Annotated in this window: 24 protein-coding genes and 1 tRNA gene; 16 read left to right on the top strand and 9 right to left on the bottom strand. The window is 64.0% G+C overall.

Annotated features, from left to right (window positions below; genetic code table 11):
* The first annotated feature begins 81 nt into the window (after positions 1-81).
* From AC5O77_RS10220 to AC5O77_RS10230, 3 genes are all read left to right on the top strand, one after another.
* Positions 82-558 carry a hypothetical protein gene (locus AC5O77_RS10220; RefSeq protein WP_494506774.1) on the top strand — a complete coding sequence of 159 codons (477 nt, stop codon included), beginning with the start codon at positions 82-84 and terminating at the stop codon, positions 556-558.
* A gap of 91 nt (positions 559-649) precedes the next feature.
* Positions 650-919, top strand: a complete 270-nt coding sequence (locus tag AC5O77_RS10225; RefSeq protein ID WP_494506775.1) for a hypothetical protein — start codon at positions 650-652, stop codon at positions 917-919.
* A gap of 126 nt (positions 920-1,045) precedes the next feature.
* On the top strand, positions 1,046-1,291 hold the full coding sequence (locus tag AC5O77_RS10230; RefSeq protein WP_494506776.1) for a hypothetical protein: 246 nt from the start codon (positions 1,046-1,048) through the stop codon (positions 1,289-1,291).
* A gap of 45 nt (positions 1,292-1,336) precedes the next feature.
* On the opposite strand, the gene AC5O77_RS10235 is transcribed toward AC5O77_RS10230, so the two are convergent.
* Positions 1,337-2,866: an FAD-dependent monooxygenase gene (locus tag AC5O77_RS10235; protein ID WP_494506777.1), complete on the bottom strand. Its 1,530-nt coding sequence runs from the start codon at positions 2,864-2,866 to the stop codon at positions 1,337-1,339.
* 82 nt (positions 2,867-2,948) lie between these two features.
* Here AC5O77_RS10235 and AC5O77_RS10240 point away from each other — a divergent pair, with 82 nt between their 5' ends.
* A complete protein-coding gene (locus tag AC5O77_RS10240; RefSeq protein ID WP_494506778.1) occupies positions 2,949-3,593 on the top strand; it encodes a TetR/AcrR family transcriptional regulator in 645 nt (214 codons plus the stop codon).
* Between the two features lie 75 nt (positions 3,594-3,668).
* Positions 3,669-5,810, top strand: coding sequence for a TonB-dependent siderophore receptor (locus AC5O77_RS10245; RefSeq protein ID WP_494506779.1), 2,142 nt, complete (start codon positions 3,669-3,671; stop codon positions 5,808-5,810).
* A 56-nt stretch (positions 5,811-5,866) separates the two neighbouring features.
* Here the strand turns inward: AC5O77_RS10245 and AC5O77_RS10250 are convergent, their stop codons facing one another.
* The gene (locus AC5O77_RS10250) at positions 5,867-6,148 is read right to left on the bottom strand and encodes a hypothetical protein (protein ID WP_478056855.1); all 282 of its coding nucleotides are present in this window, start codon (positions 6,146-6,148) and stop codon (positions 5,867-5,869) included.
* 209 nt (positions 6,149-6,357) lie between these two features.
* Between AC5O77_RS10250 and AC5O77_RS10255 the strand changes: the two genes are divergently transcribed.
* The 8 genes from AC5O77_RS10255 to AC5O77_RS10290 all read left to right on the top strand — a co-directional run bounded on the left by AC5O77_RS10255 (position 6,358) and on the right by AC5O77_RS10290 (position 13,611).
* The gene (locus AC5O77_RS10255) at positions 6,358-7,032 is read left to right on the top strand and encodes a response regulator transcription factor (RefSeq protein WP_277778184.1); all 675 of its coding nucleotides are present in this window, start codon (positions 6,358-6,360) and stop codon (positions 7,030-7,032) included.
* Complete coding sequence (locus AC5O77_RS10260) at positions 7,032-8,381, top strand: sensor histidine kinase (RefSeq protein WP_494506780.1); 1,350 nt, start codon at positions 7,032-7,034, stop codon at positions 8,379-8,381. The genes AC5O77_RS10255 and AC5O77_RS10260 overlap by 1 nt, the downstream gene beginning before the upstream one ends.
* 323 nt (positions 8,382-8,704) lie before the next feature.
* Positions 8,705-9,121, top strand: a complete 417-nt coding sequence (locus AC5O77_RS10265; protein ID WP_478056857.1) for a hypothetical protein — start codon at positions 8,705-8,707, stop codon at positions 9,119-9,121.
* Between the two features lie 135 nt (positions 9,122-9,256).
* On the top strand, positions 9,257-10,447 hold the full coding sequence (locus AC5O77_RS10270; RefSeq protein ID WP_494506781.1) for an efflux RND transporter periplasmic adaptor subunit: 1,191 nt from the start codon (positions 9,257-9,259) through the stop codon (positions 10,445-10,447).
* A 2-nt stretch (positions 10,448-10,449) separates the two neighbouring features.
* Positions 10,450-12,408 carry a MacB family efflux pump subunit gene (locus AC5O77_RS10275; protein WP_478057013.1) on the top strand — a complete coding sequence of 653 codons (1,959 nt, stop codon included), beginning with the start codon at positions 10,450-10,452 and terminating at the stop codon, positions 12,406-12,408.
* A 90-nt stretch (positions 12,409-12,498) separates the two neighbouring features.
* Positions 12,499-12,894, top strand: a complete 396-nt coding sequence (locus AC5O77_RS10280) for a hypothetical protein (RefSeq protein ID WP_049398244.1) — start codon at positions 12,499-12,501, stop codon at positions 12,892-12,894.
* Positions 12,895-12,920: 26 nt separating this feature from the next.
* On the top strand, positions 12,921-13,298 hold the full coding sequence (locus AC5O77_RS10285) for an EF-hand domain-containing protein (RefSeq protein ID WP_478056860.1): 378 nt from the start codon (positions 12,921-12,923) through the stop codon (positions 13,296-13,298).
* A 115-nt stretch (positions 13,299-13,413) separates the two neighbouring features.
* Positions 13,414-13,611: a hypothetical protein gene (locus AC5O77_RS10290; RefSeq protein WP_080355030.1), complete on the top strand. Its 198-nt coding sequence runs from the start codon at positions 13,414-13,416 to the stop codon at positions 13,609-13,611.
* Positions 13,612-13,680: 69 nt separating this feature from the next.
* On the opposite strand, the gene AC5O77_RS10295 is transcribed toward AC5O77_RS10290, so the two are convergent.
* The 4 genes from AC5O77_RS10295 to AC5O77_RS10310 form a co-directional block, all read right to left on the bottom strand.
* Complete coding sequence (locus AC5O77_RS10295; protein ID WP_478056861.1) at positions 13,681-15,003, bottom strand: Smlt3024 family type IV secretion system effector; 1,323 nt, start codon at positions 15,001-15,003, stop codon at positions 13,681-13,683.
* Positions 15,004-15,034: 31 nt separating this feature from the next.
* A complete protein-coding gene (locus AC5O77_RS10300) occupies positions 15,035-15,898 on the bottom strand; it encodes a Smlt3025 familytype IV secretion system inhibitor (protein WP_494506782.1) in 864 nt (287 codons plus the stop codon).
* A gap of 76 nt (positions 15,899-15,974) precedes the next feature.
* The gene (locus AC5O77_RS10305) at positions 15,975-16,382 is read right to left on the bottom strand and encodes a hypothetical protein (protein ID WP_049398248.1); all 408 of its coding nucleotides are present in this window, start codon (positions 16,380-16,382) and stop codon (positions 15,975-15,977) included.
* Positions 16,383-16,881: 499 nt separating this feature from the next.
* Positions 16,882-17,229, bottom strand: a complete 348-nt coding sequence (locus AC5O77_RS10310) for a winged helix-turn-helix transcriptional regulator (RefSeq protein ID WP_049398249.1) — start codon at positions 17,227-17,229, stop codon at positions 16,882-16,884.
* A gap of 102 nt (positions 17,230-17,331) precedes the next feature.
* On the opposite strand from AC5O77_RS10310, the gene acuI reads away from it, so the two are divergent.
* Positions 17,332-18,321 carry an acrylyl-CoA reductase (NADPH) gene (acuI, locus tag AC5O77_RS10315; RefSeq protein ID WP_494506783.1) on the top strand — a complete coding sequence of 330 codons (990 nt, stop codon included), beginning with the start codon at positions 17,332-17,334 and terminating at the stop codon, positions 18,319-18,321.
* A 68-nt stretch (positions 18,322-18,389) separates the two neighbouring features.
* On the opposite strand, the gene AC5O77_RS10320 is transcribed toward acuI, so the two are convergent.
* The gene (locus AC5O77_RS10320) at positions 18,390-19,124 is read right to left on the bottom strand and encodes a hypothetical protein (RefSeq protein WP_494506784.1); all 735 of its coding nucleotides are present in this window, start codon (positions 19,122-19,124) and stop codon (positions 18,390-18,392) included.
* A 179-nt stretch (positions 19,125-19,303) separates the two neighbouring features.
* Here AC5O77_RS10320 and AC5O77_RS10325 point away from each other — a divergent pair, with 179 nt between their 5' ends.
* Complete coding sequence (locus AC5O77_RS10325; RefSeq protein WP_494506790.1) at positions 19,304-22,057, top strand: UvrD-helicase domain-containing protein; 2,754 nt, start codon at positions 19,304-19,306, stop codon at positions 22,055-22,057.
* 545 nt (positions 22,058-22,602) lie between these two features.
* On the opposite strand, the gene AC5O77_RS10330 is transcribed toward AC5O77_RS10325, so the two are convergent.
* Both AC5O77_RS10330 and AC5O77_RS10335 read right to left on the bottom strand, forming a co-directional pair.
* A complete protein-coding gene (locus AC5O77_RS10330; RefSeq protein WP_494506785.1) occupies positions 22,603-23,562 on the bottom strand; it encodes a chymotrypsin family serine protease in 960 nt (319 codons plus the stop codon).
* Positions 23,563-23,815: 253 nt separating this feature from the next.
* Positions 23,816-23,905, bottom strand: a tRNA-Ser gene (locus tag AC5O77_RS10335).
* A gap of 124 nt (positions 23,906-24,029) precedes the next feature.
* Between AC5O77_RS10335 and AC5O77_RS10340 the strand changes: the two genes are divergently transcribed.
* Entirely contained in the window at positions 24,030-25,100 is a 1,071-nt protein-coding gene (locus tag AC5O77_RS10340) for a DUF4241 domain-containing protein (RefSeq protein WP_494506786.1), read from the top strand.
* The last annotated feature ends 24 nt before the right edge of the window (positions 25,101-25,124 follow it).

Genomic DNA, 25,124 nt, shown 5'->3' on the forward strand with positions numbered 1-25,124 from the left:
TCTCATCACCGGGGCAATACCCCACCATCTGCAGGATCGGCGGCACCCCGCCGCCGATCGCAACGGGCAGAAGGGATCGACGTGGCAGCAGCACCGACCAAGGACCGCGAGAAACTGCTCGACGACCTGCTCTCGCTGGGCCGCAACTGGGCACTGGCGATCGCCATCGCCGGTGCCGGGGCCGCCGTGCACTACAACGAATCGGTATACGAAGCGGGACTCTGGCGCGGGCTGCTGCCCACGCTTTGCTTCCTGGTCGCGATCGTCTGGATCGTGCTCAGCATCATCCGTTTCGACCTGACCATCCAGCAGCACTTCGAGCGCAAGCTGTCGCGCTGGCTCAGCCGCCTGCTGTATGTCGCGCTGCTCGGCACCGGCGTCACTGCAGTGTTCTTCGTCACCGAACTGGCGGAGAACAACCACATCGCGCGGATGTGCGACTCGGTGGCCAACGAACCCGGCAGCCGCATCCACAGGTCGGAAGAGTGCCAGCGCCTGTACCAGCACCGGGCGGCGTACCGGCAGCGACTGGAATCGGCCGAGGGTGAGTTCGACTGAGCGCCCCTGCAGCACGCGAAGTACACGCGGCGTGGATATGGGGTCGGGCACAGTAGCTGCGCCGCCCTTCCATGTGACCACTCCGGCCAGCATGTTCCGCCCCCCTGCCCCTGCCCGCCACGATGCCGTTGCCCTGCAGGCCGGCGTGCTCGGCAGCGTGCTGGGCGTGGCCCTGTTCAAAGCGATTGCGTTGTCGGCGCTGGCGAGCGGATCACTGATGGTGATCGGCCTCTGGCTGCTGGCCTGCGCACTGCTGGGTGCATGGGCACTGGCGGCCTACCTGGCCTGCCTCGCATTGAGCCGGCGTGTGTTCGTGCTGATGCTGGTGCTGTGCACGGTGCTGATGATCTGCCTCGCCTGATCCAGGCAAGCGCGCGACTATCACTTAATCGTTACAAGATAACAAGTGCGATCAGTCGGATTGTGCGTGCCGGGGGTCACGGATTGGAATGCCATGGCCACCCGGCATTACCCCCGAGACCACGCCATGACCCTGCAGCCCCTGTATCGCGCCTCCCTTGCCGCCATCGCCCTGGCATCGCTCAGCGCCTGTGCCACCTATGACGACAGCAACATGCATCAGGCCTGCCAGGAGTCGCCGCATCTGAAGGATCTGCCGCGCGAAGTGGCTGCGCGCGAGAGCCGTTGCAACAAGAGCATGGAAGTGTGGTCGAGCGAGCGCAAGGGCAGTGACAGGCCGCTGGATCTGAGCGGAAAGAAGAAGGACCTCTGACCACGATTGGCGCAGCCCTTGCCGGCTGCGCCACCGTCTTGCCAGTCAGCCTGCGGCGATCGGCCCAAACCAGCGCCGCAGCGCATCGGACAGCCCGGCCTCATTCCCCCCCGCATCACAGGCCCAGGCAACGATGCCATCCGGGCGCACCAGCACCGCGCCCAGGCCGAGCGTGTCATCCACCGCCTGCCTGATGAGGGCCGGGCGCCGTTGGCAATCCTCGATGCTTGCGCACAACGACGTGCCCGCGTCGAACACCAGCAGCACGCCCTGCCCTGCACGCAGCAGCTCACCCATGCGACGTCCATCGGCCAGTTGGAAGTCCGGCGCGCTGCGGCCGACCAGCGGATGGCCCACGCCCGGATCCAGCTGCTGCGCAACGCCCCAGACCCGCTCAGCCAGGTAGGTCGCACCATCACGGGTGTCGGCCAGATCGGCCATCACCGCCGCCAGCGCGCGCGAACCAGCGCCCGGCCGCATCAACGCGACCTGCGCACGCGACCAGTCCAGCACCTTCGCGCCAATCGGATAGCGCTCGGCCTGGTAGCTGTCCAGCAGCACCTCATGGGCATCACCACGCACCACGGCGGCCAGCTTCCAACCGAGGTTCATCGCGTCGCCGATGCCAAGGTTCAGGCCTTGCCCGCCAAGCGGCGAATGCATGTGCGCTGCATCGCCGGCCAGCAGCACGCGGCCGTTGCGATAGGCGCTGGCCTGGCGCGCACCGTCGGTCCAGGTGCTGTGCAGATGCAGCGCGGTGATGGTCACGTCGCGGGCAGACACACGTCGCAGCAGCGATTGCGCTTCATCCAGCGCGAGAGGTTTTCGATGCCCGGCACCGCCATCGAAATCGGCAAGCGCGAGCACACCGGGGGGATTGAAATTGCACATGCCCTGCGCGGTGTACTGACGGCCCGGGGTCAGCACGCCGGGATCTTCCAGATCGACCTGCAGCGAATGACCGGTGAATTCGGGATCCGTGCCGATGAAACTGAAACCGCATTGCTTGCGCACTGTGCTGCGGCCTCCATCGCAACCTACCAGCCAGCGACCACGTACCGCCCCGTCAGCGGTCTCGATCTCCACTTCGGTTGCACCGGCGCGCACCGCCTGTACCGCACGCCCGCGTTCGATGCGCACGCCCAGCGTGGTCGCACGTTCGGCCAAGACCGTTTCCAGGGCCTGCAGCTCCACCGCCATCTGGCTGCCCACCGGGGACGGCAGGCGCCAGGTCCAGCGCGTGCGGTCGACGTCGTCCAAGGCAAACGGTATTCCGGCGAAGTGGCCGCCCAGCGCCCGCGGCTGCGCGAGCCAATGGGCGGTGCCGGGCGGCGGCGCCCCCTTCTCGGGCTTGAGCACCTGTGTCGCGGCGACCGCGTCCAACAGGCCGCGCCGATCCAATGCCTCCAGCGTAGGGGCGTTCAAGCCGCGCAGCCCGAATGGCAAGCGCTTCAACGGCGAGCCGGCGGACCTGGCCTGCTCCAGCACCAACACCGAACAGCCGGCCAGGGCCAGCTCGCAGGACAGGAACAGGCCGACCGGGCCAGCCCCGGCAATGACGACGTCGTACAGCATCGGAATTCCTTGTGAGCACCGGGCCGGCACTCTGACGAAGCGAATGTTACACTCGGTGTACGTTTCCACAAGTGAACCGCCCATGACCCCGCCTCCAGGTCGTCGCGAACAACGCAAGGCCGAGACCCGACAAGCGATTTCGGGCGTCGCCACCGAGCTGATCATCCGGCGTGGCTTCGAGGCCGTCTCCATGTCCGAAATCGCCGAAGCCGCGGGCGTCTCACGCAAGACGGTCTTCAACTACTTCGCCAGCAAGGAAGACCTGGTGTTCGATCGCGATGAGGAGGCGCGCATGCTGCTGCGCGAGGGCATGATGGCGCGCAGCGGCATGACCCCGTTGGCGGCCTTCCAGTCACTGGTGCGCGAGTTGCTGGAGGCTGGCCATCCGCTGCTGCGCATCAATGCCGGCGCTGCCGCCTTCTGGGGCACCGTGGCGGAGAGCCCGGTACTGGTCGCGCACGCGCGACGGCTGCAGGCGCAGTTGACTGACGACCTGGCGCGATTGATGGCCGACGCTGCCGGCCGGCCAGAACATGACGCCGAAGCGCGATTGGGCGCGGCCATGCTGCTGGCGTCGATGGTGGCGGCCTATGAGAAGGGATTGGCAAGCCAACTGCAGGGCGAGGACCCGCGTGAGGCCATGCTGCAGTTGATCGTGCGCGGCGCCACCGGGGTACTGGTGGCCATGGCGGGCACCCCGTATACGGACCCCGGCGCGCGTCCATAACGCATTCGGGGGATAGGTCACGAAGTGTTGCAAATGCTAATCTTTCTCATTTGCAGACACACCCCCCCTCTCCCGATGCCTTTTCCAATGCCCCTGAAACGCGCCTTGTGCCTGGCACTGATCCTGCCCCTGGCAACCCTTGCCCATGCTGTCGAGCCCTCCACTGCCGCGCCAAAGGACCTGGACAAGGTCGAAGTTCGCGGACGTGCACAGACCCTGTACCGGGTGGACGATGCTGCGGTCGGCACCCGCACGGATACACCGCTGGAGCTGGTCCCACAATCGATCCAGGTCATCCCGCGTGAACTGATCGACGATCAGGCCGCGCGTCAGGTGACCGACCTCTATCGCAGCATCAGCGGCATCAGCTACTTCAGCTATGCCGGGGTGACCCTGCGCGGCTTCCGCCAGGAGAACGTGCTGTATGACGGCCTGCGCGGCGACCCGTATGCAGGTTTCTCGGTCCCGCAGTTGTTCAACATCGAGCGCGTGGAAGTGCTGAAGGGACCGGCAGGTGCGCTGTATGGCGGTGGTGATGCAGGTGGCGTCATCAACTATGTAACCCGCAAACCGAAAGCCAGTGCCGGACGCAACATCGAGATCCAGCTGGGCGACAAGAACTTCCGTGCCGGATCGATCGAGGGTACCGGGCCGTTGAATGCCTCCGGCAGCGCGCGCTATCGCGCCGGGCTGTATGCCGACAGTGAAAAGGGCGTGCGCTGGAACACCGACAGCGAAAGCGTGATCGGCGACGCCTCGCTGGCCTTCGACATCGGCCAGACCGGCGAGCTGGTGCTGCAGTTCACCGACATCACCCAGAACCTCGGCGGCAACCGCCTGCGCGGCGTGCCGGTGAATGATGCGGGCACCTTCCTGACCGACCGCCGCTGGAACCACAACGAGGCCAGCGACTTCCTCGACATGCGCGCCAAAGTGGCGCTGGCGCAGTACCGCTTCGCACCACGTGACAATCTGGATGTGGACTTCGCCGCTCGCTGGTTCAGCAACAACGAGCACCAGATGTACCACGAGCCGATGGGCCTGATCGATCGTGACCGCGATGGCGTGGCCGAGTGGATGACCCGCCAGCTGCGAAACCAGATCCGCGACAACGAAGCATTCACTGCCAACGGCAATGCAGTCTGGCGGGTGACGACCGGCGCGGTTGAGCACAAGGTGTTGTTCGGTGCCGATGTGTACCAGCTGGATGCGGATTTCACTGCACAGACCGCCAACAGCGCCGACCTTGCCCGTGGTGCGGGGCCGGTGCGCGGTATCGACCTGTTCAATCCCGTGTACGGCGCCAGTACCTGGCACGACTACAACCTGGCGGCCCTGCCCTGGCGCAGCACGTCCACCCGCAGCAAGCGCTATGGCGGCTATCTGCAGGACGAGCTGGCACTGGGCACACGCTGGCATGTGCTGGCCGGGTTGCGCTGGGATGGCTTCAAGGACGACGACCGCATTGCCGGCAGCAGCGTGGATGGCAACGACCTCAGCTGGCGGCTGGGCAGCACGTTCACCGTCCGCGAAGGCCTGAATGTCTACGCCAATGTGGCCAGCGGCTTCGTACCGCAGAGTGCTGCCAACCAGAACCCCGCCGCTGGCGGGCCGTTCGATGCAGAACGCAGCAAGCAGTGGGAAGTGGGCATGAAGTCCCTGCTGGCCGACCGTGTGACCTTGAACATGGCCGCCTACCGGATCGACCGCAGCAATATCGTGCAGGCCACCGGCGAAGTGATCGGTGGCGTGAACCAGTTGGCCGCGCTGGGCTTGGTGCGCAGTACCGGCATGGAGCTGGATCTGCTGGCCGACCTCACCGAGCGCTGGGTGCTGAATCTGACCTACGCCTACAACGATGCGCGGGTGAAGGACGCAGGCCCGAACGGCATCACCAACGCTTCCGGCGACCGATTCGCCAATGCGCCGCGCAACAAGCTGGGTCTGTGGACGCGCTACGACCTGCCGTCGATCAATTCGGCCATCGGCTTTGGTGCTGACCATGTGGGTGAGCGCGTCAGCCTGGACGGGCAGACGGTCAAGGCTTACACCGTGTTCGACATGAGCTGGAAGACCACATGGAAGCAGTGGCAGTTCCAGGCCAACGTCAAGAACCTGTTCGACAAGGTGTACGCGGCCAGTGGCTTCATCGAACGCAACGGGCATTTCCCGGGCGAGCCACGGCGGGTGTATATGCAGGCGGCTTACAGCTTCTGACGCAGGGCTGGGGGCGGTGATGATGGGGAGGTGGCAACCCACCTCCCCTGTTGGTGTCAGTGCGAGCAGGCCACTAGCATCGAGCGGGTGGCCAACTGGGTGGAGGTGAAGCCGTTCTTGTTGCCCACCGCGATGGCGTTGCCGTCGTCGCCATCCTTGCTGAAGACTACATAGCCGCCTGGGCACATCTGCCCGGCCTTTTCGTAGCAGCCACTCCAGGAACTGGAGCCGCTGCAGTCGATGGAGACGCCGCGCCGGCCATCAGGGGTAACGGTCATCTTCGCGGTGGTACAGCCACTCAACGCGGCCACGAGCAACAACGGAACGAACAACTTCATGGGTACTCCAGGGATTGGGGGGCAGCGAGTGGGCGCCAAGGCTGGAGTGCCTGGATTGCGCGAACCTTGCGCCGACAGCGTGTTTCCTGCGTCACCACAGCCGTGCGGAAGATCGGGAAGGCACGCCATGTTCACGCAATGTTCCTGTAATACGGTGCCGGCGCGTGCCGAACCGCCCTGCCACGCCCCTTCCTGCCCAAGCCCTGCCGATGCACATCCTGCTGATCGAAGACGAAGCCGAACTGGCCGCCACCCTGAAATCCGCCCTGCAGCGCGAGCGCTACGTGGTGGACCTGGCCAACACGCTGGCACTGGCCCGCGAAGCGGCCCTGTGCGGATCGCACGATCTGGTGCTGCTGGACCGCACCCTGCCCGACGGTGACGGGCTGGGATTGATTTCCCTGCTGCGTGAGCGCAACCCAGGGGTGCCGATCATCGTGCTGAGCGCGCTGGGGCAGCTGCCGGACCGCATCGCCGGCCTGGATGAGGGCGCGGACGACTATCTGACCAAGCCCTTCGCACTTGAGGAACTGTTCGCCCGCATCCGCGCTGCAGGGCGCCGGCCGAGCGGCATGCAGGTGGAACTGGTCAGCATCGGCCGGTTGGTGTTCGACCCGGCATCGGGTGAAGCCAGCGTGGGCGGGCAACGGCTTGAGCTGCCGCGTCGCGAGATCCGTGTGCTGACCGCGTTGGCCCGGCGGCTGGGACGCACCGTGCTGCGCGAATCGATTGAGATGGCGGTGTATGGATTCGATGACGGCATCCATTCCAACACGCTCGACTCGCACGTCTCGCGCCTTCGCCGCAAGCTGGCCGATGCCGATGCCCGGGTGGAGATCCACGCCATCCGCGGCGTCGGCTATCTGATGCGGGAAGCCAAGTAATGGCGCGTCGTCCCTCGCTGAAGCGCCCATTGATCGTCAAAACGCTGATCTATCAGCTGCTGGCGTTGCTGGTGGCGTTCTTCGCGCTGCTGATGGTGCTGATACGTGCCGACAGCGGTGGCTACTACACCATCCAGACCTTCGCACCGGTGGCGGCCGACGCGGTGCGCCGCGACCGCAATGGCGACCTCTACGTGCAGAACACGCCGGAACTGGCCGAACTGCTGAAGGTCGTTCCCGGTGCATGGTTCATCGCCGAGGATGAGCACGGCCACCACGTTACGTTCGGGCCTGTGCCGCCGGCCTATGCCTCGCTGGTAGGCGCACTGGATGGCATCCCCTTTGGCGACCTGCGCGGGCGCGACCGCAGCGATGGCCTGGCCGTCGTGGTCCGCCAGCACAGCGGGCCGGCCGGCAAGCTGACCATCATGGCCCACGGCGAAACCGATACGCTGACCTGGCAGATGGCGTTGGCGGCACACATCATCACCCTGCCGATCTTCCTGCTGCTGGGCCTGGCCACCGTCGTCCTGACACCGATCATCGTAAGACGAGCTCTGGCCGGGGTGGAGCGCATCGCCCAGGAAGCCCGCAACATCTCCGCCAGTCGGCGCGGTGTCCGCCTGACAGAAACCGCGGTGCCGGTGGAGATCGCTCCGTTGGTGACGGCGGTGAATGAAGCACTGGAGCGGCTGGACGAGGGGCACGAGCGGCAACGCCGCTTCATCGCCGCCGCCGCGCATGAGCTGCGCACCCCCATTGCGATTCTGAGGGTGAAGGTCGATGCGGCCGACGACGCCACCTCGCGCAACCTGGCCGTGGAAGTGGCACGGTTGGCGACGCTGGCAGAGCAGTTGCTGGATCTGCACCGCATGGACGAAGACGGGCCGAAGGAAACCATCAACCTGGCGCGGGTGGCCAAACGGGTGGCCGCCGATCTGGCGCCGCTGTTGATCCAGTCGGACAAGACCGTAGCCGTGGCGGTGGAATCGCACTTCCCGGTGTTCGGCGAGACCGGCGCAGTGGAGCGGGTAATCTCCAACCTGGTGCTGAATGCTGCCGAACATGGCGGACGCCAGATCATCGTGCGCGTTCAGGGCAGCTGCCTGGAGGTCGAGGACGACGGCCCCGGCATACCGGTCGACCAGCGCGAACGGGTTTTCGAACCCTTCCAGCGGCTGCGGCCACGGCAGACAGGCGCAGGACTGGGGTTGAACCTGGTGCGCCAGGTGATCGACCGCCACGGCGGCCACGTCACGATTCTGGATGCGCCTGGCGGTGGTGCATTGATCCGAGTCGAGTTTCCACTGCACCCGGGCGTGACCAGCGCGCCACCGCTGGAGCACTGAACACACCGCGTGCACCTGTGTAACTGGCACCTGTCCATGCGATGCCGGTAGCGAGGACAGGCAAGGTTGCGGCAATGTTCGCTGCACAGCATCGGGGTGTGGCACCTGCCGTGCCACCGCGTTCCGATCTGACAGGAAGCCTGCATGTGACCCAGGGAGCTCCGCCACCGTCCTCTTCCACGCGCGCTGTGCCACCGCGGAATTCGCCGGGCCTTACCGCTGCCGCGTGGAATCGGCGCCCGCGTAGTGGCCGCGCGCTCGGCCTGGAACATTGGCCGCATTGGCTGCGGGCAGTTCCCGAAACCGAGCGCGCAGGTGTATTGATGCGGCTGTTCGGCGTCCTGTTCCTACTGCTGCCCGGCATTGCACTGGTGGCTTCAACGTACAGGCACGCGAGCGCAGCGGCGGTCGCTGCTGTGCTCCTGTTCGTTGCCGTGCATGCCGCGCTGCATGGGTTGGCGGCATGGCGCGCGGCAACCTCGCGCCCGATGCCACCACTGCTGCGTGTCCTGGATGGTCATGCCGCTGGGATAATGATTGCCAGCGCGCTGCTGATCAGCATCGGTGCAGGGGTGACGAAGCTGCCTGTTCCAGCATTCTTCTGGTTGTTGGCCGGCGCGGTGAGCCAACTCTTCGCTGCGCGATTGGCAGGTCACCGGCTGCGCAATGCACTGCTGGTTCTCGGTAGCGCCCTGCAGTTCATCGCCGTAGCATTGCTCGCCCTTCCTGCCGCACGCTGACACAGCGATAGCCCCGCAAGGTTCACGCAACCCAGCGCATCGAGACTCGACGGCCAACCACGTCTGCCACGCCAGACGTGTGTATCTACTGCCGCGAGGACCCGCGATGACCTGTCTCTACTGGATGCTGCGACGATGAGCGCCGCACCACGCAAGCGCCGCCGCGCGCTCATGATTGCTACCGCCCTGCTGTGCAGCGCACTGATTCTGTTCGCATGGTTGCGGCCGACACCACCACCGCAACTGCAGGTTGCACCCGTCGTTCGAGGCAACATCGAACAGGTGGTGGAAGCCACTGGCACGCTGAAGCCCTCGCGGCTGGTCAGCGTGGGTGCGCAGGTCTCCGGCCGCATCGACACCCTGCATGTGAAACTGGGCGACAAAGTGAAAGCCGGCGATCCCATCGCCGATATCGATTCGCGTACTCAGCGCAATGCATTGCTGAGCGCGCAGGCCGCACAGCGCACCGCGCGCGCCAACCGCGATGCACTGGCCACCGACCTGCGCCAGTTCGAGTTGACACTGCATCGGCAGCAGCAACTGGCTGCCGTGCAACTGGTGGCCCGCGCCGACTTCGATGCAGCCAAGGCCAAGGTCGACGCCACCCGTGAACAGATCGCCGCGCTGGACGGTGAAGTTGCACGCCGACAGACCGACGTCGATGTCGCGCAGACCAATCTGGAGTACACCCGCATCACCGCCCCCACCGACGGCACCGTACTGGCCGTGGTCGCGCGCCAGGGGCAGACCGTGAATGCGGTGCAGAGCGCACCGACCATCGTGATGCTGGGCAATCAGGACGTGATGACGGTGTACGCCGAGATCTCCGAGGCTGACGTCGTACACACCGCTGTTGGGCAGGAGGCGTTCTTCACCATTCTTGGTGATGCCGGCCGCCGCTACAGCAGCAGGCTTCGGGATATAGCGCCAGCACCGGAATCGATCACCAACGAAGACAGTTCCAGCCTCGCCGCACCGGCGGTGTCGGGTGGCAGCCGCACGGCCATGTACTACAACGGCCAGTTCGACGTGGACAACCCCGATGGCCGCCTGCGCAGCTACATGACCGCGCAGGTTCGCATCGTGCTGGGCCGCGCCAACGACGTACTGACCATTCCCTCGGCCGCATTGGGTGCGCGCGCCGCCGATGGCAGCTACAGCGTGCAGGTCCGTGGTGCCGACGGCCGCGCCAGCGCGCGGCGCATCATCACCGGGCTGGATGACCAGATCCAGGTGGAAGTACGCGACGGGCTGAAGGAAGGCGAACAGGTCGTGCTGGCGCAGGCCAACGACGAAGCCACCAGCGCACCCGCGCAACCCAAATGAGTATGACAATGACCGAGCCACTGCTGCGCGTTCGCAGCGTACGCCGTGAATTTGCCGCAGGCGAGCAGACACTGGTGGTACTCGACGGCATTGACCTGGATATTCACGCAGGTGAACTGGTGGCCATCGTAGGCCAATCCGGTTCGGGCAAGTCCACGCTGATGAACATCCTGGGTTGCCTGGATCGCCCTTCCGCCGGCGTCTATCAGATCGCCGGGCGCGAGACCGCGCAGATGTCGCCTGATGAACTGGCCGAACTACGCCGCGAGCACTTCGGCTTCATCTTCCAGCGCTACCACCTGCTGACCGATCTGACTGCACTGAGCAATGTGGAGGTGCCTGCGATCTACGCCGGCATGCCTGCCGAAGCACGCCATGCACGGGCAGCCACCCTTCTGTCGCGGCTGGGTCTGGGCGAGCGTATGCAGCATCTCCCTGGCGAGCTCTCGGGCGGCCAGCAGCAACGCGTTTCGATTGCGCGTGCGCTGATGAATGGTGGCGCGGTGATCTTCGCCGACGAACCCACAGGTGCGCTGGATACGCATTCCGGCAAAGAGGTGATGAAGATCCTCGGCGAGCTGCACGCGGAGGGTCATACCGTGGTGCTGGTCACGCATGACATGGCCGTGGCCGAGCATGCGCAGCGCATCATCGAAATCCGCGATGGGCGGATCGTGGATGATCGTGCAACCGGTACTCCTCTGGCAGCGGGCGTGGCGACGCCAGCCGTGCCCCAATCCGTGGGTAGCAGCGGCTGGCAGGTCTGGCGGGACCGGTTCGCTGAAGCCTTCCGCATGGCACTGCGCGCGATGAACGCCCACCGCATGCGCACCTTCCTGACCATGCTCGGAATCATCATCGGCATTGCTTCGGTCGTGGCGGTGGTAGCACTGGGCACCGGTGCACGGCAGGCCATCCTGTCCAACATCTCCTCGTTGGGTACCAACACGATCGAGATCCATCCCGGTTCCGGTTTTGGCGACCTGCACTCGGCGCGGGTGGAAACACTCACCCCCGGCGACAGCGTGGCCCTGGCCCGGCAGCCATTCGTGGACAGCGCCACCCCGGGTGTTGCCACCAGCGGCACCGCCCTGCGCGGCAACCGCTCTGCCAGTGTGCAGGTGCAGGGCGTCAGCGAGCAGTACTTCCGCGTGCATGGCCTGAAGCTCGGCGAGGGCGCCTTCTTCGGTCCACCCGGCGTGGCCGGCTACCAGCAGGTGGTGGTGATCGACGCCAATACCCGCGCACGCTTCTTCGCCGCGACCGACAACCCGATCGGGCAGACCCTGCTGCTGGGCAATGTTCCAGTGCGCGTGGTGGGTGTGGTGAAGAAGGACGCCGGTGCGGCCGGTGATGCATCGCTGCTGCGGGTATGGCTGCCCTACACCACCGCAATGGCGCGCGTACTGGGGCAGAGCCACGTCTCCAGCATCACCGTGCGCGTCTCGGATGCGATCAGCATGGAAGCGGCTGAGCAGGCCATCGCGCGACTGCTGACTCGCCGCCACGGCAGCACCGATTTCTACATGAGCAACAACGCGCAGATCCGTAGATCCATTGAACAGACCACCGGCATCCTGACCATGATGATCAGCTCCATCGCTGCCATCGCACTGGTGGTGGGCGGAATCGGGGTCATGAACATCATGCTGGTCTCGGTGACCGAGCGAACCCGCGAGATCGGCGTGCGCATGGCGGTGGGCGCGCGACGCAGCGACATCCTGCAGCAGTTCCTGATCGAATCGGTGCTGGTCTGCCTGCTCGGTGGCGTGCTCGGCATCGGCGTGGCGCTGGCGCTGGGCGCGGTCATGGAGCTGGCCGATGCGGGCTTCAGCCTGGTGTTCTCCGTCAATTCGATTCTGGCTGCATTCGTGTGTTCCAGCCTGATCGGCGTTGGTTTCGGCTTCCTGCCGGCACGCCGTGCCGCACAGCTGGATCCTGTGGAGGCGCTGGTTCGATAGCCGCTGCAATTGCTCGCCCTGACGGCAGGTTCGCGCAATGTCTGCGGGGTGTACTACGGCTACCAACGATGTCCGCACAGGAGCTGGACGATGTTTCTGAAGACAGGAAGAACCGCGCTGATTCTGGCGGTCGCTGCGCAGCTGGTGTTGATGCCGTACGCCGGCGACGCCCATGCGCAGCGTGGCGACCGCTACAACCCGCAGTGGAACCAGGACTACCGCGATCGGGAGCGCGATGCATGGGAACGGCGCGAACGTGAGCGGAATCATGAGCGCGAACGCGAGCGCCGGCACGATGCCAAGACCGCCGGTGTCGTGGTGGGCGTGGTAGGTGCAGCGGTGGTGGCCGGCGTGATTGCCGCTGCCGCCAAACGCGAGCGCGAGACCCGCGAGCGCGCCGACTACTGCATGAACCGCTACGGCAACTACGATCGTCGCAACGACACCTATCGCGGCGCCGACGGCTACACCTATCCCTGCCGCTGATCTGCAATTTTCAAGGAGAATCACCCATGACCAGGATCACTCTGTTGATCGCCCTGTGCACTGCCCCGTTGCTGGCCCAGGCCTCACCGGCCGACCCGAAGCAGGCCTACATCGACGCCACATTCACCGCCATGGATGCCAACAACGACGGACGCGTCGACAAGACAGAGTACGCGAAATTTCAGCAGGAACGTTTCAGCAAGCAGGCCGATTCCATCGACGCCGCGTTTTCCGCGATGGACAGGAACAAAGACGGCAGGATCAGCAAGGAGGAAGCCAACGTGGTGCCGGAGATCGCGAAGTACTTCGCGGGCCTGGACACCGATGGTGATGGCTATCTGTCGCTGAAAGAGATGCAACAAGCCATGGTGGCCGCTCAGACTGCAGACGCGCCAACAAAGTAAATCCAGGGCGGGGTGCTGAAGATGGATACCCATCCGGGCGCGGTGCGGGTTGAATACACCCGTTTCCCACGATAGCCTCCGAGGTGCCCAAGGAGGGCTATCAACGGAGTGAAGCATGAAGATTGGATTCAAGCTGTCTGTTGCTATTGCGGCTGCTGCACTGACCCTGGGAATCGGCAGTGCCTCCGCGCAGTCCCGCTGTACCCCGTGCTACACCGCCTACGATGCTTGTCTGGCGGCGGGCAATGGTGAGAACGTCTGCTACCCGGCGTTTGCACGTTGCCTGAGAAACAGCGGCTGCACCATCCCGTAAGTCACGCGTTGCCGTGATGCGTGCCGGCCCCCATCCGGGGGCTGGCATTGGCGGCCCGGCGCAGTGATTTCACCCCATCCGTATCGCAGGGCTCTCGCGAGCCTGCACGTCAATGTCCTGCTGCCGCTGCACAGCCGCCGGTTGGCGGTCCAGGCTGGCGGCCTCGATCTGCTGCAGCGACTGCGCAACCGGGGTCTGCACCGCCAAGTCAGTGGGCATCGAGACGCGCAGGTGCGCGGGATCGTTCATCCCGCCCTGCACCACGAACACGTTCCGCCCTGCGGGGCTGTCGGCGGTCTGGGCGCTCAGCAGCACATGGTCGGCACGTTCAAGCTGGTTGCGGCGGGCCAACGCCATCACGCTCGCCACAAGACGCTCGCTGCCCTCATCATGGGTACGCCCGGCGCTGGCATCGATCGCGGCCACGCCTTCGCGCACCTGCTGCATCAGTGCGTACTCACGGTGGCCTGGACGGATATCGGCCAGGCGGGTCGGTGCCAGTGAGGGATCAGGCATGTCGTCCATTGCGGCGGTAAGCGGGCTGCGGGTTATGGTCCGATACGGGTCATCCGGGTGGAACCGGGTACGTTTCTCCTGTCGCTCCAGGCGGACGTCGCGAGCGTCGTTGAGTTCGGCGATGCGGGCGGGGTCGGTGATCTCGCGCAGCGACATGTGGCCGCCACCCGCGCTGACACTGGCCCACTTCCTGTCCGCTTCGAAGTACATCGCGTAGTAGCTGTTGCCACCGATGACGTTCGGATCGACCGCTGAGCGGCCTTCCAGTGCCTGGGTGGCTTCCAGCACGCTCAACCGGGTCAGGTACTGGCCACCCTTCGTCCATCCCATCTGGCTGATGGCATCGACGCTGGTGTTGCCTACGCGGGGGCCCCCGGCATAGTCGTTGTTGAGCATGTTGGTCCAGATCTGTTCCAGCTTCGCGGGGCCGCTCTTCTGTTCGGCCGCTTCCAGCAGCACACGCGGGGTCCAGCAATTGGGGTCGAGTTCATGCCGTTCAAACGCACGATCGTGCGCCAGCATCACATCCTTGCCGGGAAGATTCAGTGCCAGGTCTGGGCGGCGCTCGTTCATCCACTGCTGCCGCAATTCAAGATCTCTTTCGAGCAGGGTCTGCCCAAAGGACTCCCACTGCCGCTCGGTCAACTGTGCATTCGAGAAACGCGATCCCTCATCCTGTTGGGTCTTCGCGTAGTTCTGTGCATAGGTGTTCGCTACACGTCCCGGCAGGCTGTCATTGCGTACAACACCCAGTGCCAGCGTCCCGTAGCCATCGGCTCCCGGCAGCTGCGACAGGTAGTTCCAGTAAAGCTCGCGGTTGCCATCTCTGGCATAGCTGCCAAGGATTCTGAGATCGTGTTCAGTCAATCCACTCATGCCTTACCCCTTCTCTTCCCTGAACCACCGATCACTTGGACCGGGTGCGCGCGATGACATCCCTGACGGCCTCTTCCATACGCTTCCAGTCCTTCAGAAACGCTCTCTTGTAGTCCAGGCTGATGGACAGCCTGTTGTCGATGTCCACGAAATAGTGAACGCAGCCCGCTGCCACTTCTCCCGGCTCGCTGATCACCTCGCCCCCCTCCAACCGCACGCCATCGCGTCGGAATTCCTCGCCGTCACATTTGATGAACGAGCTGATCCGGCCATCGCCCTGGCGTGCGATGTACCAGTCTCTCTCATAGGCCGGATTGCGGACAGGCGGCTTCCCGTACCGCGCCTCATGCTTCTTCGCGTACAACACCATCTTCGCTTCATCGATTGCATAGGGCGTCAGACCCAAGGTCTCCGGCTGTGCAACGCGTTGATCGAGACGGTCCCTGGGATCCTCCCTTTCCACAGAATCCTCTTCCGTGACGGCTTCATTTGACGACAGCCTTGAAAGCAGTGTTTCGACGGGAACGCGATCAACGTAGTTGATCCGAATGGGAATCTCCTTCCGGAAATCATTCGTACGCGGATTGGCCCGGGCACCTGGCAGTGTCGGCTTCATGTCCGGCCACTCGATGACCAGCGTCACGCCCTCGCCAGGCCACGGTGCGATCTGGCTGTCCAGGTAGTTGGCCTGAATGCGGAAGGTGTTCGGCCCCAGCTTCACGTCCACGGGGGCATCGGTATAGGTGTGACCGTTGATCGTGCGGCCGGTCTGGGTTGCGCCGGACATGGCGGGATTCCTTTCGTGTTCGGTGGACGGCGGACGTGCACACGCGCTGGCACTCACTGCGACGGCAAGTGCCAGCGGCAGACAACGGCGGGGGGACATCACGTGCATGGGCATTCCATTGCAGGGCTCCTGGGCCACTATAGGCAAGCGGGCGCCAACGGAACAGGAACCGCATCGCGGTCTTTCACGGAACCAGGCAGCATTCCAGCTGCAGCGACAGGGCCTGGCAGGCGTTGAACAGCCCGTCGACCAGCGCTGCGGACGGGTAGCACGCGGGATCGTCGCTCTCCCGCGCCACATGCGCGGCATGCAGCAAGGCGGTAAGCGCAGTGATGCCCGACGCGCTGCGGGTGGCCAGGGCCAGATCGAAGGCTCGGCCTGGGCTGAGCCGGGTTTCGGTCCAGGGCTGGCCGTCGGCGCGCAGATTCCCGCCATGCGCTTGAAGGTGCGCAAAGAACGCTGAGGGCACGACGGACTCCGCAGATTCACAGAGCGCGCCTTCCAGCTTCTCGGCCAGGGCCGCGGGAAGATCGCGCACTGCGGTGCCGAGCAGCTCGCGCAGGCGGGGAACGTCAGGGGTACGGTCAGGCATGGCGACAACCTCACGGTGTGGCCACCTGCAGATGCAAGGTGGCGGACGGTGCGGGTTGGCGTGCCGGATACGTACCACTAAAGCCGGCGGATCAGGAGATCCCCACGCACCGTCCGCCATGAACTGGCAGGCGGTGCATTGTCGCGGCTGCCGCCAAGGCAGCAAGCACGACCGGTAGTGGTACGTAAGTTCGGGACGCCAATCCCGGCCAGGGCGAGTGCCTTGGCGCGGGCATGATTGCCGCACTGAACCTGCACTGAGAAGTAGGAAAATCCCGCGCTGACGCGGTCTTACGCCGGTAGCGTCACGGCATGGCGGGTTATCCATCGACTGATGCACTTCGCCAGCAAACGTGCCCGGCTGGCGTGCGCTATCTGGACACCCTATCCAGCCATACACGACACGTCCATCGAGACACACGCTGCCCACTGGTGACCGCGGCCGTTGGCGAAACCGAAGTGCGCGCGCAGCGAAAGCACGTACGCGGCCCCTTCATCCTTCAGCTGTTGGCGTCCTCGCTCTTATGGCCGCGATAGGTTTCACCCCACTCGCGCATGGCAAGGAGTACCGGCACCAGCGTGCGCCCGAATTCAGACAGTTCGTATTCCACCTTCGGCGGCACCTCCGGGTACACGTGGCGGATCACCACGCCGTCAGCCTCCAGTTCCCGCAGTTGGCTGGTCAGCATGGACTGGGTGGCGTTGGGCACACGCCGCGTCAGCTCCATGAAGCGTCGCTTGCCTGTCATCAGGTGAAACAGAATGATCGGCTTCCACACGCCGCCCATCACCGACAGCGTGACTTCCACCGCGCAACCGCTCTTGCCGTCCCAACGCCTGCTACGCATGCATACTCCGGAAAACCATAGTACCTACGGAAAATCATCGTTCTTGTTGCGATAACGGTGCGAGCCTAGCATGGGCTCATCCACTGAACGTGAGACCGCACCATGAGTTTCAAGGCACTGCTGACCCGCAAGACCAACGACGGCGTTTCCACGGAGCTGGTCGATTTCGATGAAGCCAACCTGATGGATGGCGACGTGCTGGTGCAGGTCGAGTACTCCACGCTGAACTACAAGGACGCGCTGGCCCTCACCGGCACGCGCCCGGTGATCCGGACGTTCCCGTTGATCCCTGGCATCGATCTGGCTGGCGTTGTACTGGAATCGGGCAATGCCGGTTTCCAACCCGGTGACCGCGTGGTGTTGAACGGCTGGGATCTCAGCATGGGCCACCATGGCGGCCTGGCACAGCGTGCCCGTGTTCGCGGCGAATGGCTCAACAGGATTCCCGCCAACCTGAGCACCCGCGACGCCATGGCCATCGGCACAGCAGGCTATACCGCCATGCTGTGCGTGCTGGCCCTGGAACAAGCCGGCGTGACGCCCGACAAGGGCGATGTGCTGGTGACCGGCGCCAACGGCGGCGTCGGCTCGATTGCGGTGGCGATCCTGTCCAAGCTTGGCTATCGCGTAGTGGCTGCCACCGGGCGACCTGAACACGCCGAGTATCTGCACAGCCTGGGCGCCGCCGAGATCATCGACCGCGCGCAGCTTTCAGCCCCGCGCGAGCGGCCGGTGAGTGCCGAGCGCTGGGCCGGCGTGGTCGATGTGGCGGGCGGCCCCACCCTCGTCAACGCCATTGCCGAGACGAAATACCGTGGCGCAGTGGCCGCCTGCGGGCTGGCGCAGAGTGATGATCTGCATGGCTCGGTGCTGCCCTTCATTCTCCGCAACGTGACGCTTGCCGGCGTGGATTCGGTGAATGCGCCGCAGGCCGTCCGCCAGCGCGCCTGGGATCGTCTTGCCACCGATCTGGACCCGCAGAAGCTGGAAAGCACCGTGCAGTTGATCGGGCTTGCCGGCGTGCTGGACGTCTACGACCAGATCATTCCGGGCAAGGTGCGTGGGCGGATTGTTGTGGATGTGAATGCGTGACGGCAGGCAGTCCCGCGGTGGCACGCTGCCGCCGCGGGGCCGATGCCGTGCTGTGCGTCAATGCAGCGCTATTCTGAAACTTCAATCGGCAGCTTGCATTCACTGCGGAACTTCCCCGCTTTCCGGTCCAGTTCAGCACGTAGCTTCGGAATCTTCGCCAGCTTGCTGCGCATCGTCGCGATGGGCAGCACGCCCTTGGCGTGACTTTCCGTCACACCCAGAGCGTTAGGCGCACCGCGGATGTGCCACACCAGTTTTTCCAGGCCCGTACCGTAAGCCAGCAGCGTATCCAAAGACAGAAAAGCCCTTCCGCCGAGGTTTCCGTTTCGGAGGCGATTCCAGTCCATATTGCCTGTCAGGCTGGTGGAGTAGACCGAAAACTGCTTGTTCGGATCTTCCGACCGATACAGGTGTATCCAGGTGTGTCCGGGATCCTTCGGCTCCTGGCCGATTTCCTTGGCGTCAAAACGGAAACCCATGACCACTACGACCTCAGCCTCTGGAACAGCCTTCTGGCGCGTCGCGTCTTGTGGCCAGTAGTAATTCAGGGTCCAGCTGCTGGCCATGCCAATGCCGAATGGCGTGCTGTTTGACGTCCATTCGTAGGTGTCGCGCGATGCCGTGGCACCCGTTGCTGCGTCCACCTCCCGGGACACACTCCATGTTCCGTCCGCTTCCTCAGTCCAGAAGCCACAGAACAGTGATGGGATGGACGATTGCGCCGCCGCAGGCAGTGCTGCCAAAGACAGTACAACAGCCAGAAGGCAGTTGCGGCCAGATGTAGAGAACATTCCTGCAGGCATTGGATTCCTTCCCGGGGCGCCATCCACGGAGTAGTCGGAGCCATCCGCTACGGCATGGCGACAGCCTAACCCACTCCGACCACACGGCAACAGTCACGCGCCTGATCAAGCCCCCTTATCATGGGGCTGTAAGGGCACTTTACGCCCAGTGACGTACGCAAGGCAGTATCTGGATGTCTATGGAATGGCGCCCCTCGGGCTGGGGCCAGCGTGTGACCCGCTCGCCGGACTGGCGGCTGCGGCTGGATGGCGAGCATGTCGAGCTTCTGATTGAAGGCCGGCAGTACCGCCAACACATCGATGATGACCAGCGTGTGCGGATTCTTCCGGGCCTGTTCTGGGCCAGGGTTGCGCTGCAGAGCGAGGACGTTGAAACGCTGTCCGTGGACGGCCTGCCCAACGGCCAAGCTTCCCGCCTCGCGGCTGCTGTCCAGCAGGTGCTCTTCGCGCGCACCACACGCGGGCGCAAGGCGCTTTTCGAGGACATCCTGGAGCAGATCCAATCGTGGCTGGCCGAGGCAGATGCCCTCATCGACCGGGGCAGCACCGGCCGCCGCTGGATCACGCACGAACAACAGCAGGCACTGCTGGCCGGTCGCCCCGCCCTGCCGCTCCCGCCGCGCGAGCTGGAACAACTGTTCCTGGATGAGGATGTGCACGAGGACCTGCATTCGCCCAGCCACCGTGCAGCACTGGACGCCCTGCACGACTGGCAGCTGGACTGGCCCGCGGCGTGGGCCGACGCCAACGCAACCATGACAGCGCGCGAACGGGTACTGGCCAAGGACTTCCTGGACCGGGTCGAGAGCAAGCCGCTGACCGACGAACAGGCCCGCGCGGTCATCTGCTTCGACAACCGCGTGCAGGTCGTGGCCGCGGCCGGCTCTGGCAAAACTTCCACGATGGTCGCCAAGGCCGCTTATGCCATCGATCGCAGCTTTGTCGAACCCGAGCGGATCGTGATGCTCGCCTTCAACAAGGACGCCGCCAAGGAGCTGGAGGAGCGCGCACAGCGATGCTTCGACCGGCTCGGCATGGGCGACACCGTGGTCGAAGCGCGGACCTTCCATGCACTCGGCCTGGCCATCGTCGCCAAGGCCACCGGACGCAAGCCCGACATCCCCGAATGGGCAATTGACGCCACGCTCGGCTTCAACAAGCTGGCCGAACTGGTGGACGACCTGAAGGATCGCTCGACCCACTTCCGCACCCAGTGGGATATGTTCCGCCTGGTGTTCGGGCGCGACCTGCCGCCATTCGGCGCGGAAATGGAGGCCGATGGCTACGACCGCGATGGCACGCCCTACATCCGTACCCTGCAGGGGGAACGGGTGAAGAGCCTGGAAGAGTGCGTGATCGCCGACTGGCTCTTCTACAACGGCGTGACGTACGACTACGAGCGACGCTACGAGTTCGACACCGCGACAGACACCCATCGCCAGTATCGTCCGGACTTCTACTATCCGGACGCCCAGCTGTATCACGAGCACTTTGCGCTGGATGCTGATGGTCAGCCGCCGAAGCACATTGCCAACTACAGCGAAGGGATGCACTGGAAGCGCCAGCAGCATGTGGCACGCGGCACGGCCCTTGTCGAGACGACATCCTTTGGCCTGCGCAGCGGGCATGCCCTGCTGGATCTCGCAGAGAAGCTTGGCGAGTGTGACATCGAGCTCGACCCGAACCCGGACCGCGAGCTGCCCGATCAGGGCGCCAAACCGATGCCCGATGCGGACCTGATCGGCTTGATGCGCACCTTCATTGCCCACGCAAAGAGCAACTGCCTGACGCTGGACGATATGGCCGCACGCCTGCGGCAGATGCCCGAGGATCAGTTCAAGGAGCGACACCGTCGCTTCCTGGAAATCGCAGGGCCGGTTTTCCAGGCCTGGGACAACGCACTGGCTGACGAGCGCGGCATCGACTTCGAGGACATGCTCAACATGGCGGCCGGGCTGCTGGAACAGGGCCGCTACGAATCGCCTTACGAGCTGGTGATGGCCGATGAATTCCAGGACGCTTCGCGCGCCCGCGCACGCCTCTGCCGTGCATTGGTCAGCCAACCGGGCCGCTATCTGTTTGCAGTGGGCGATGACTGGCAGTCGATCAACCGCTTCGCCGGGGCCGACGTTTCGGTGATGACCGGATTCCGCGAGTGGATGGGCCATGGCCAGGTGCTGAAACTGGAACAGACGTTCCGCTGCCCACAGGCGCTCTGCGATGTGTCCAGCCGCTTCATCAGCCGCAACCCCGCGCAGATCGCCAAAGCAGTTCGCTCAGGTGCAACGGCCATGGGCCCGGTGCTGCAGGCGTTCCAGATGAATCGGCGTGAGGAGGTGCAGGATGGCGTTCGCCAGTACCTCGCCAAGCTGCATCAGCAGTTGTTGTCCGGGGCGGTGCCGCAAGGGCGCAACGGACGCGTGACGGTCTTCATCCTGGGGCGCTACCGCGCCGATCGCAGCGCGATGCCTTCGGATTGGAAGACAGCCTTCGGCAGCACGATGGAGGTCGAATTCCTGACCGCACATCGATCGAAGGGGCGCGAAGCGGACTACGTGATCCTGCCGGGCATGATCAACCGCAGCTTCCCGAGCCTGCGCGCGGATGACCCGGTGCTTTCCCTGGCTATGCCGGATGGGGATAACTACCCATTGAGCGAAGAGCGGCGGTTGTTCTATGTCGCGCTGACGCGGGCGCGGCGGTCGGTGGCCATGTTCACCCTGCAGGGGAAGCACTCGCCGTTCCTGGACGAGCTGGTGAAGGACGGGGCAGTGGAAATAACAAGCCTGTCTGGCGTGGCCATCAATGAAGAACGCTGCCCAGTGTGCAAGGTCGGCGTGTTTGTGGACCGCAATGGGCCGCATGGGGCTTTCCGGTCGTGCTCCAGTTACCCGTTGTGCCACAACAAGCCGAAGGGTGGGCGACGCGGGTAAGTGCGTTCAGCTGAACCCATATGCGCCCATACCAAGCCGTGCAAGCTGGCCTGATGGTTCGATGGCTGGACAGCAGCTGCGGAGGCAGAAAAAAAATGCCCCTGCTCCCAGGGGCCATTTCATGATTCTGGCGAAGAGAACGCCGGACATGTAGCCGACGTCGCTGGTACCAGCGACGTCGCCAGCTGCACAGACCGTATGGAGATCAATACACGGCTCAACCAATCAGAGAAGCTTATTGAGGTCGGTCTCTAGTTGGGCTGGAACCCCCAAGCCCTGACGCGACTGAACGGCATTCCGGTGAGCGACTTGCACTCGCCCTGCAGCGGTGTGTCCGAGCGCGCAGACTTGACAATGCCATAACCGGTGTTCTGGAAGAACATTGCAGCACCGCTGTCGCCAACACCACAGGCGAGCGAACTTCCCTCTACCTTGAACCAGACCTCATCGCATTGCATAGACTCGGTGGGCCCACAAATATTTCCAGGACTATGCGCAACCGACGTGACTATTCCACAGCTGTATCCGCTACGCGAACCACGGAATCAGATGGTACCGTCTTTCGCTGGAACATTGTAAACGTTCGAAATAAATCGCGTGGACACTGTTGACGACGCGTACGCCTCCAACAAAGGAATGTGTGGAGATGGAATTCGATGCCATTGCACATCGGTTTGCGCATAGTTCCTCTGATCTTGGAATATCAAAGGGAACGTAACCAAGGTCCCGTTCTGGCTATTTCCATAGTTGCCATAGATGACGTCGTCGGGGCAATGTGCCGCCGTTATGATTCCCTTTAGACCTGTAGCCGTGTGCTTCACCGTAAATCCCGTGGTGCAGTATGAATTGTTTGACTGCAGCACGGCTCCGCCGATTGCATATATGGAATTTCTTTCAGGAACGTCCGACGCCTTGAAACGGAGCTTTACGCCATAGGCACGTTCGAGCTTGGACAGAATTCCCATATACTTCCGGGCGTCCTGTTCATCCCCACGTATTCTGACCTCGGCCTCGTTATCTCCGGCATATCCGCTCAATCCAACGAAACCCGGGATAGCTGACTGTGCTGCCAGCCGAATTTCCTTCAGTTGCCTGGTGAACTCCTCCTCGGTGAAGAGGTGCCCAGAGGAGAACTCGACACGTGCTCTACCAGCCGCCGTCGTCCATTGCCGCCCTGCAACAGAACCATCTCCCTTGAGCTTCACCGAAACATGAAAGTCAGGCGACTGCTCGATGCTGATTTCCGTCAAGCGCCCGGCATACTCTCGACGAATGTCCTGGATGCTGGGCGCCACTGCCGCCTCCAGCTGAATCCGTCTGATTGCCTCATCAACCGATAGAGACTTGACTCTGGAAAGGAGGGAGCTGACTGCAACCGCAGTCTCCTCATCCAGTCCCTTCAGTTTCTCACTTTCAGAAACATCCTTCTGAGCAAGTGCAGTGGTGGACACAACACTCCCCAAGAGGAGCCCGAACACACTCACGTAAATAGCGCCTGTTTTCACCTAGCCTCCTCCAATGAATGCTGTAGGAATCCTGCGCAGCCTGCTGCAGACTGAGCATGAGTGTACGACGTGATTACGATTGCTATTGAGTAGAGTGTTCCATTTCCAACCGTCAGTGTGTTGTCTTGGCAGCATGCGTGCTCTGCGCGACTGCCGCCCCTCCCTGGAACCAAGTAGCTGAATTGATGAACTGACGGGCAGCAAGGCGGGAAAAACAAAAAAGCCCCTGTTTCCAGGGGCTCTTTGAAACAACTGGCGGAGAGAGTGGGATTCGAACCCACGGAAGGTTTAACCCTTCGCCGGTTTTCAAGACCGGTGCCTTAAACCGCTCGGCCATCTCTCCAATCGGGTCCCGGTCGCCCGGGCAGCGGCGTATTCTCGCACGTGAAGAGCATTTGCCCAAGACCACCCTTGCCCCCGCCCTTCGCATCCGGCACGGTGGGGCCTTCACTGCAATCGGAGCCCCCATGGCCCACCTCGATCTGGCCAACCTGCGCACCACCCTGCTGGACGACACCCAGCTGGCCGCAGTGGCCCTGCACCGCACGTTCGCCGGGCACCTGCCGGTCAGCAGTGGGCATGTGGTGGTCTGCGATCCGCTGGTCCAGGCCGAGGCGCCGGCGCTGGCCGACTACACCGCCCCCCTAGGCCGGCATCCGGTCGAAATCATCGTGCACAGCGGCCGCCCGGCGCTGGCCGTGGTCTGGTTCAAGCCCCGCGAAGCCCTCACTGCGTCTGCCCTGCACTGGCAGATGGCACGCTGGACCACGCAGGACCTGACCGGCCTGGATGAGGACAGTTTCATTGGCTATCCGGTCGACGCCGGCATCGGCTGCTTCATGGATACCAACACTCAGCAGGCACTGCTGGCCCTGATCGAACAGACCGATGGCGACGAAGACAGCGAATGGTCGGATGCGCTGATCGACCATGACGGCCTGGATGAAGGCGCCGAATACCGCCCCTGGGGCGAGGACTCTCCACACGGCCTGGTCGTATTCACCAGCGGCTGGGGCGACGGCGTCTATCCCAGCTACTGGGCGCTGGATACCTCCGGCATTCCGGTCGCCCTGGTCACCGACTTCCTGTGCATCCAGAGCGGTGACGGGCGCGACGAGCGCGAGATCTCCGACCAGGCCTATCGCGACAGCCTTCCACCCGAAGAAGCTGAAGCGCTGGCACGGCTGGTTGCCGCCGTGGACCGCGACGACCCGGATGCGCTGCGAGAGCTGTTGAAGGATGCGCCACAACGCGCCAACCAGATCGAACCCGGTTGCGGCGGCACCGCCCTGTTCGAGGCGATCCGCCTGGACCGTCCACAGGCACTGCGGGTGCTGCTGCATGGTGGCGCGTTGCCGGCAATGCCGGAGCGCCTGCACATGAGCAAGGTGACCAGCTACATGGACTACGCGCGCTTCCTGAAGAAGCCACGCAGCGCGGAACTGATGGCGGTGCTGGAAGCGCCAGTCATTGCCGAGCCCAAGCCAGCCGCACCGCCGCGGCGCAGCTTCTGGGACCGACTGTTCGGCCGGAACTGACCTGGGCCGGAAAGCAGCAACGCC

The sequence above is a fragment of the Stenotrophomonas sp. INTA L402-1 genome, assembly GCF_059295135.1.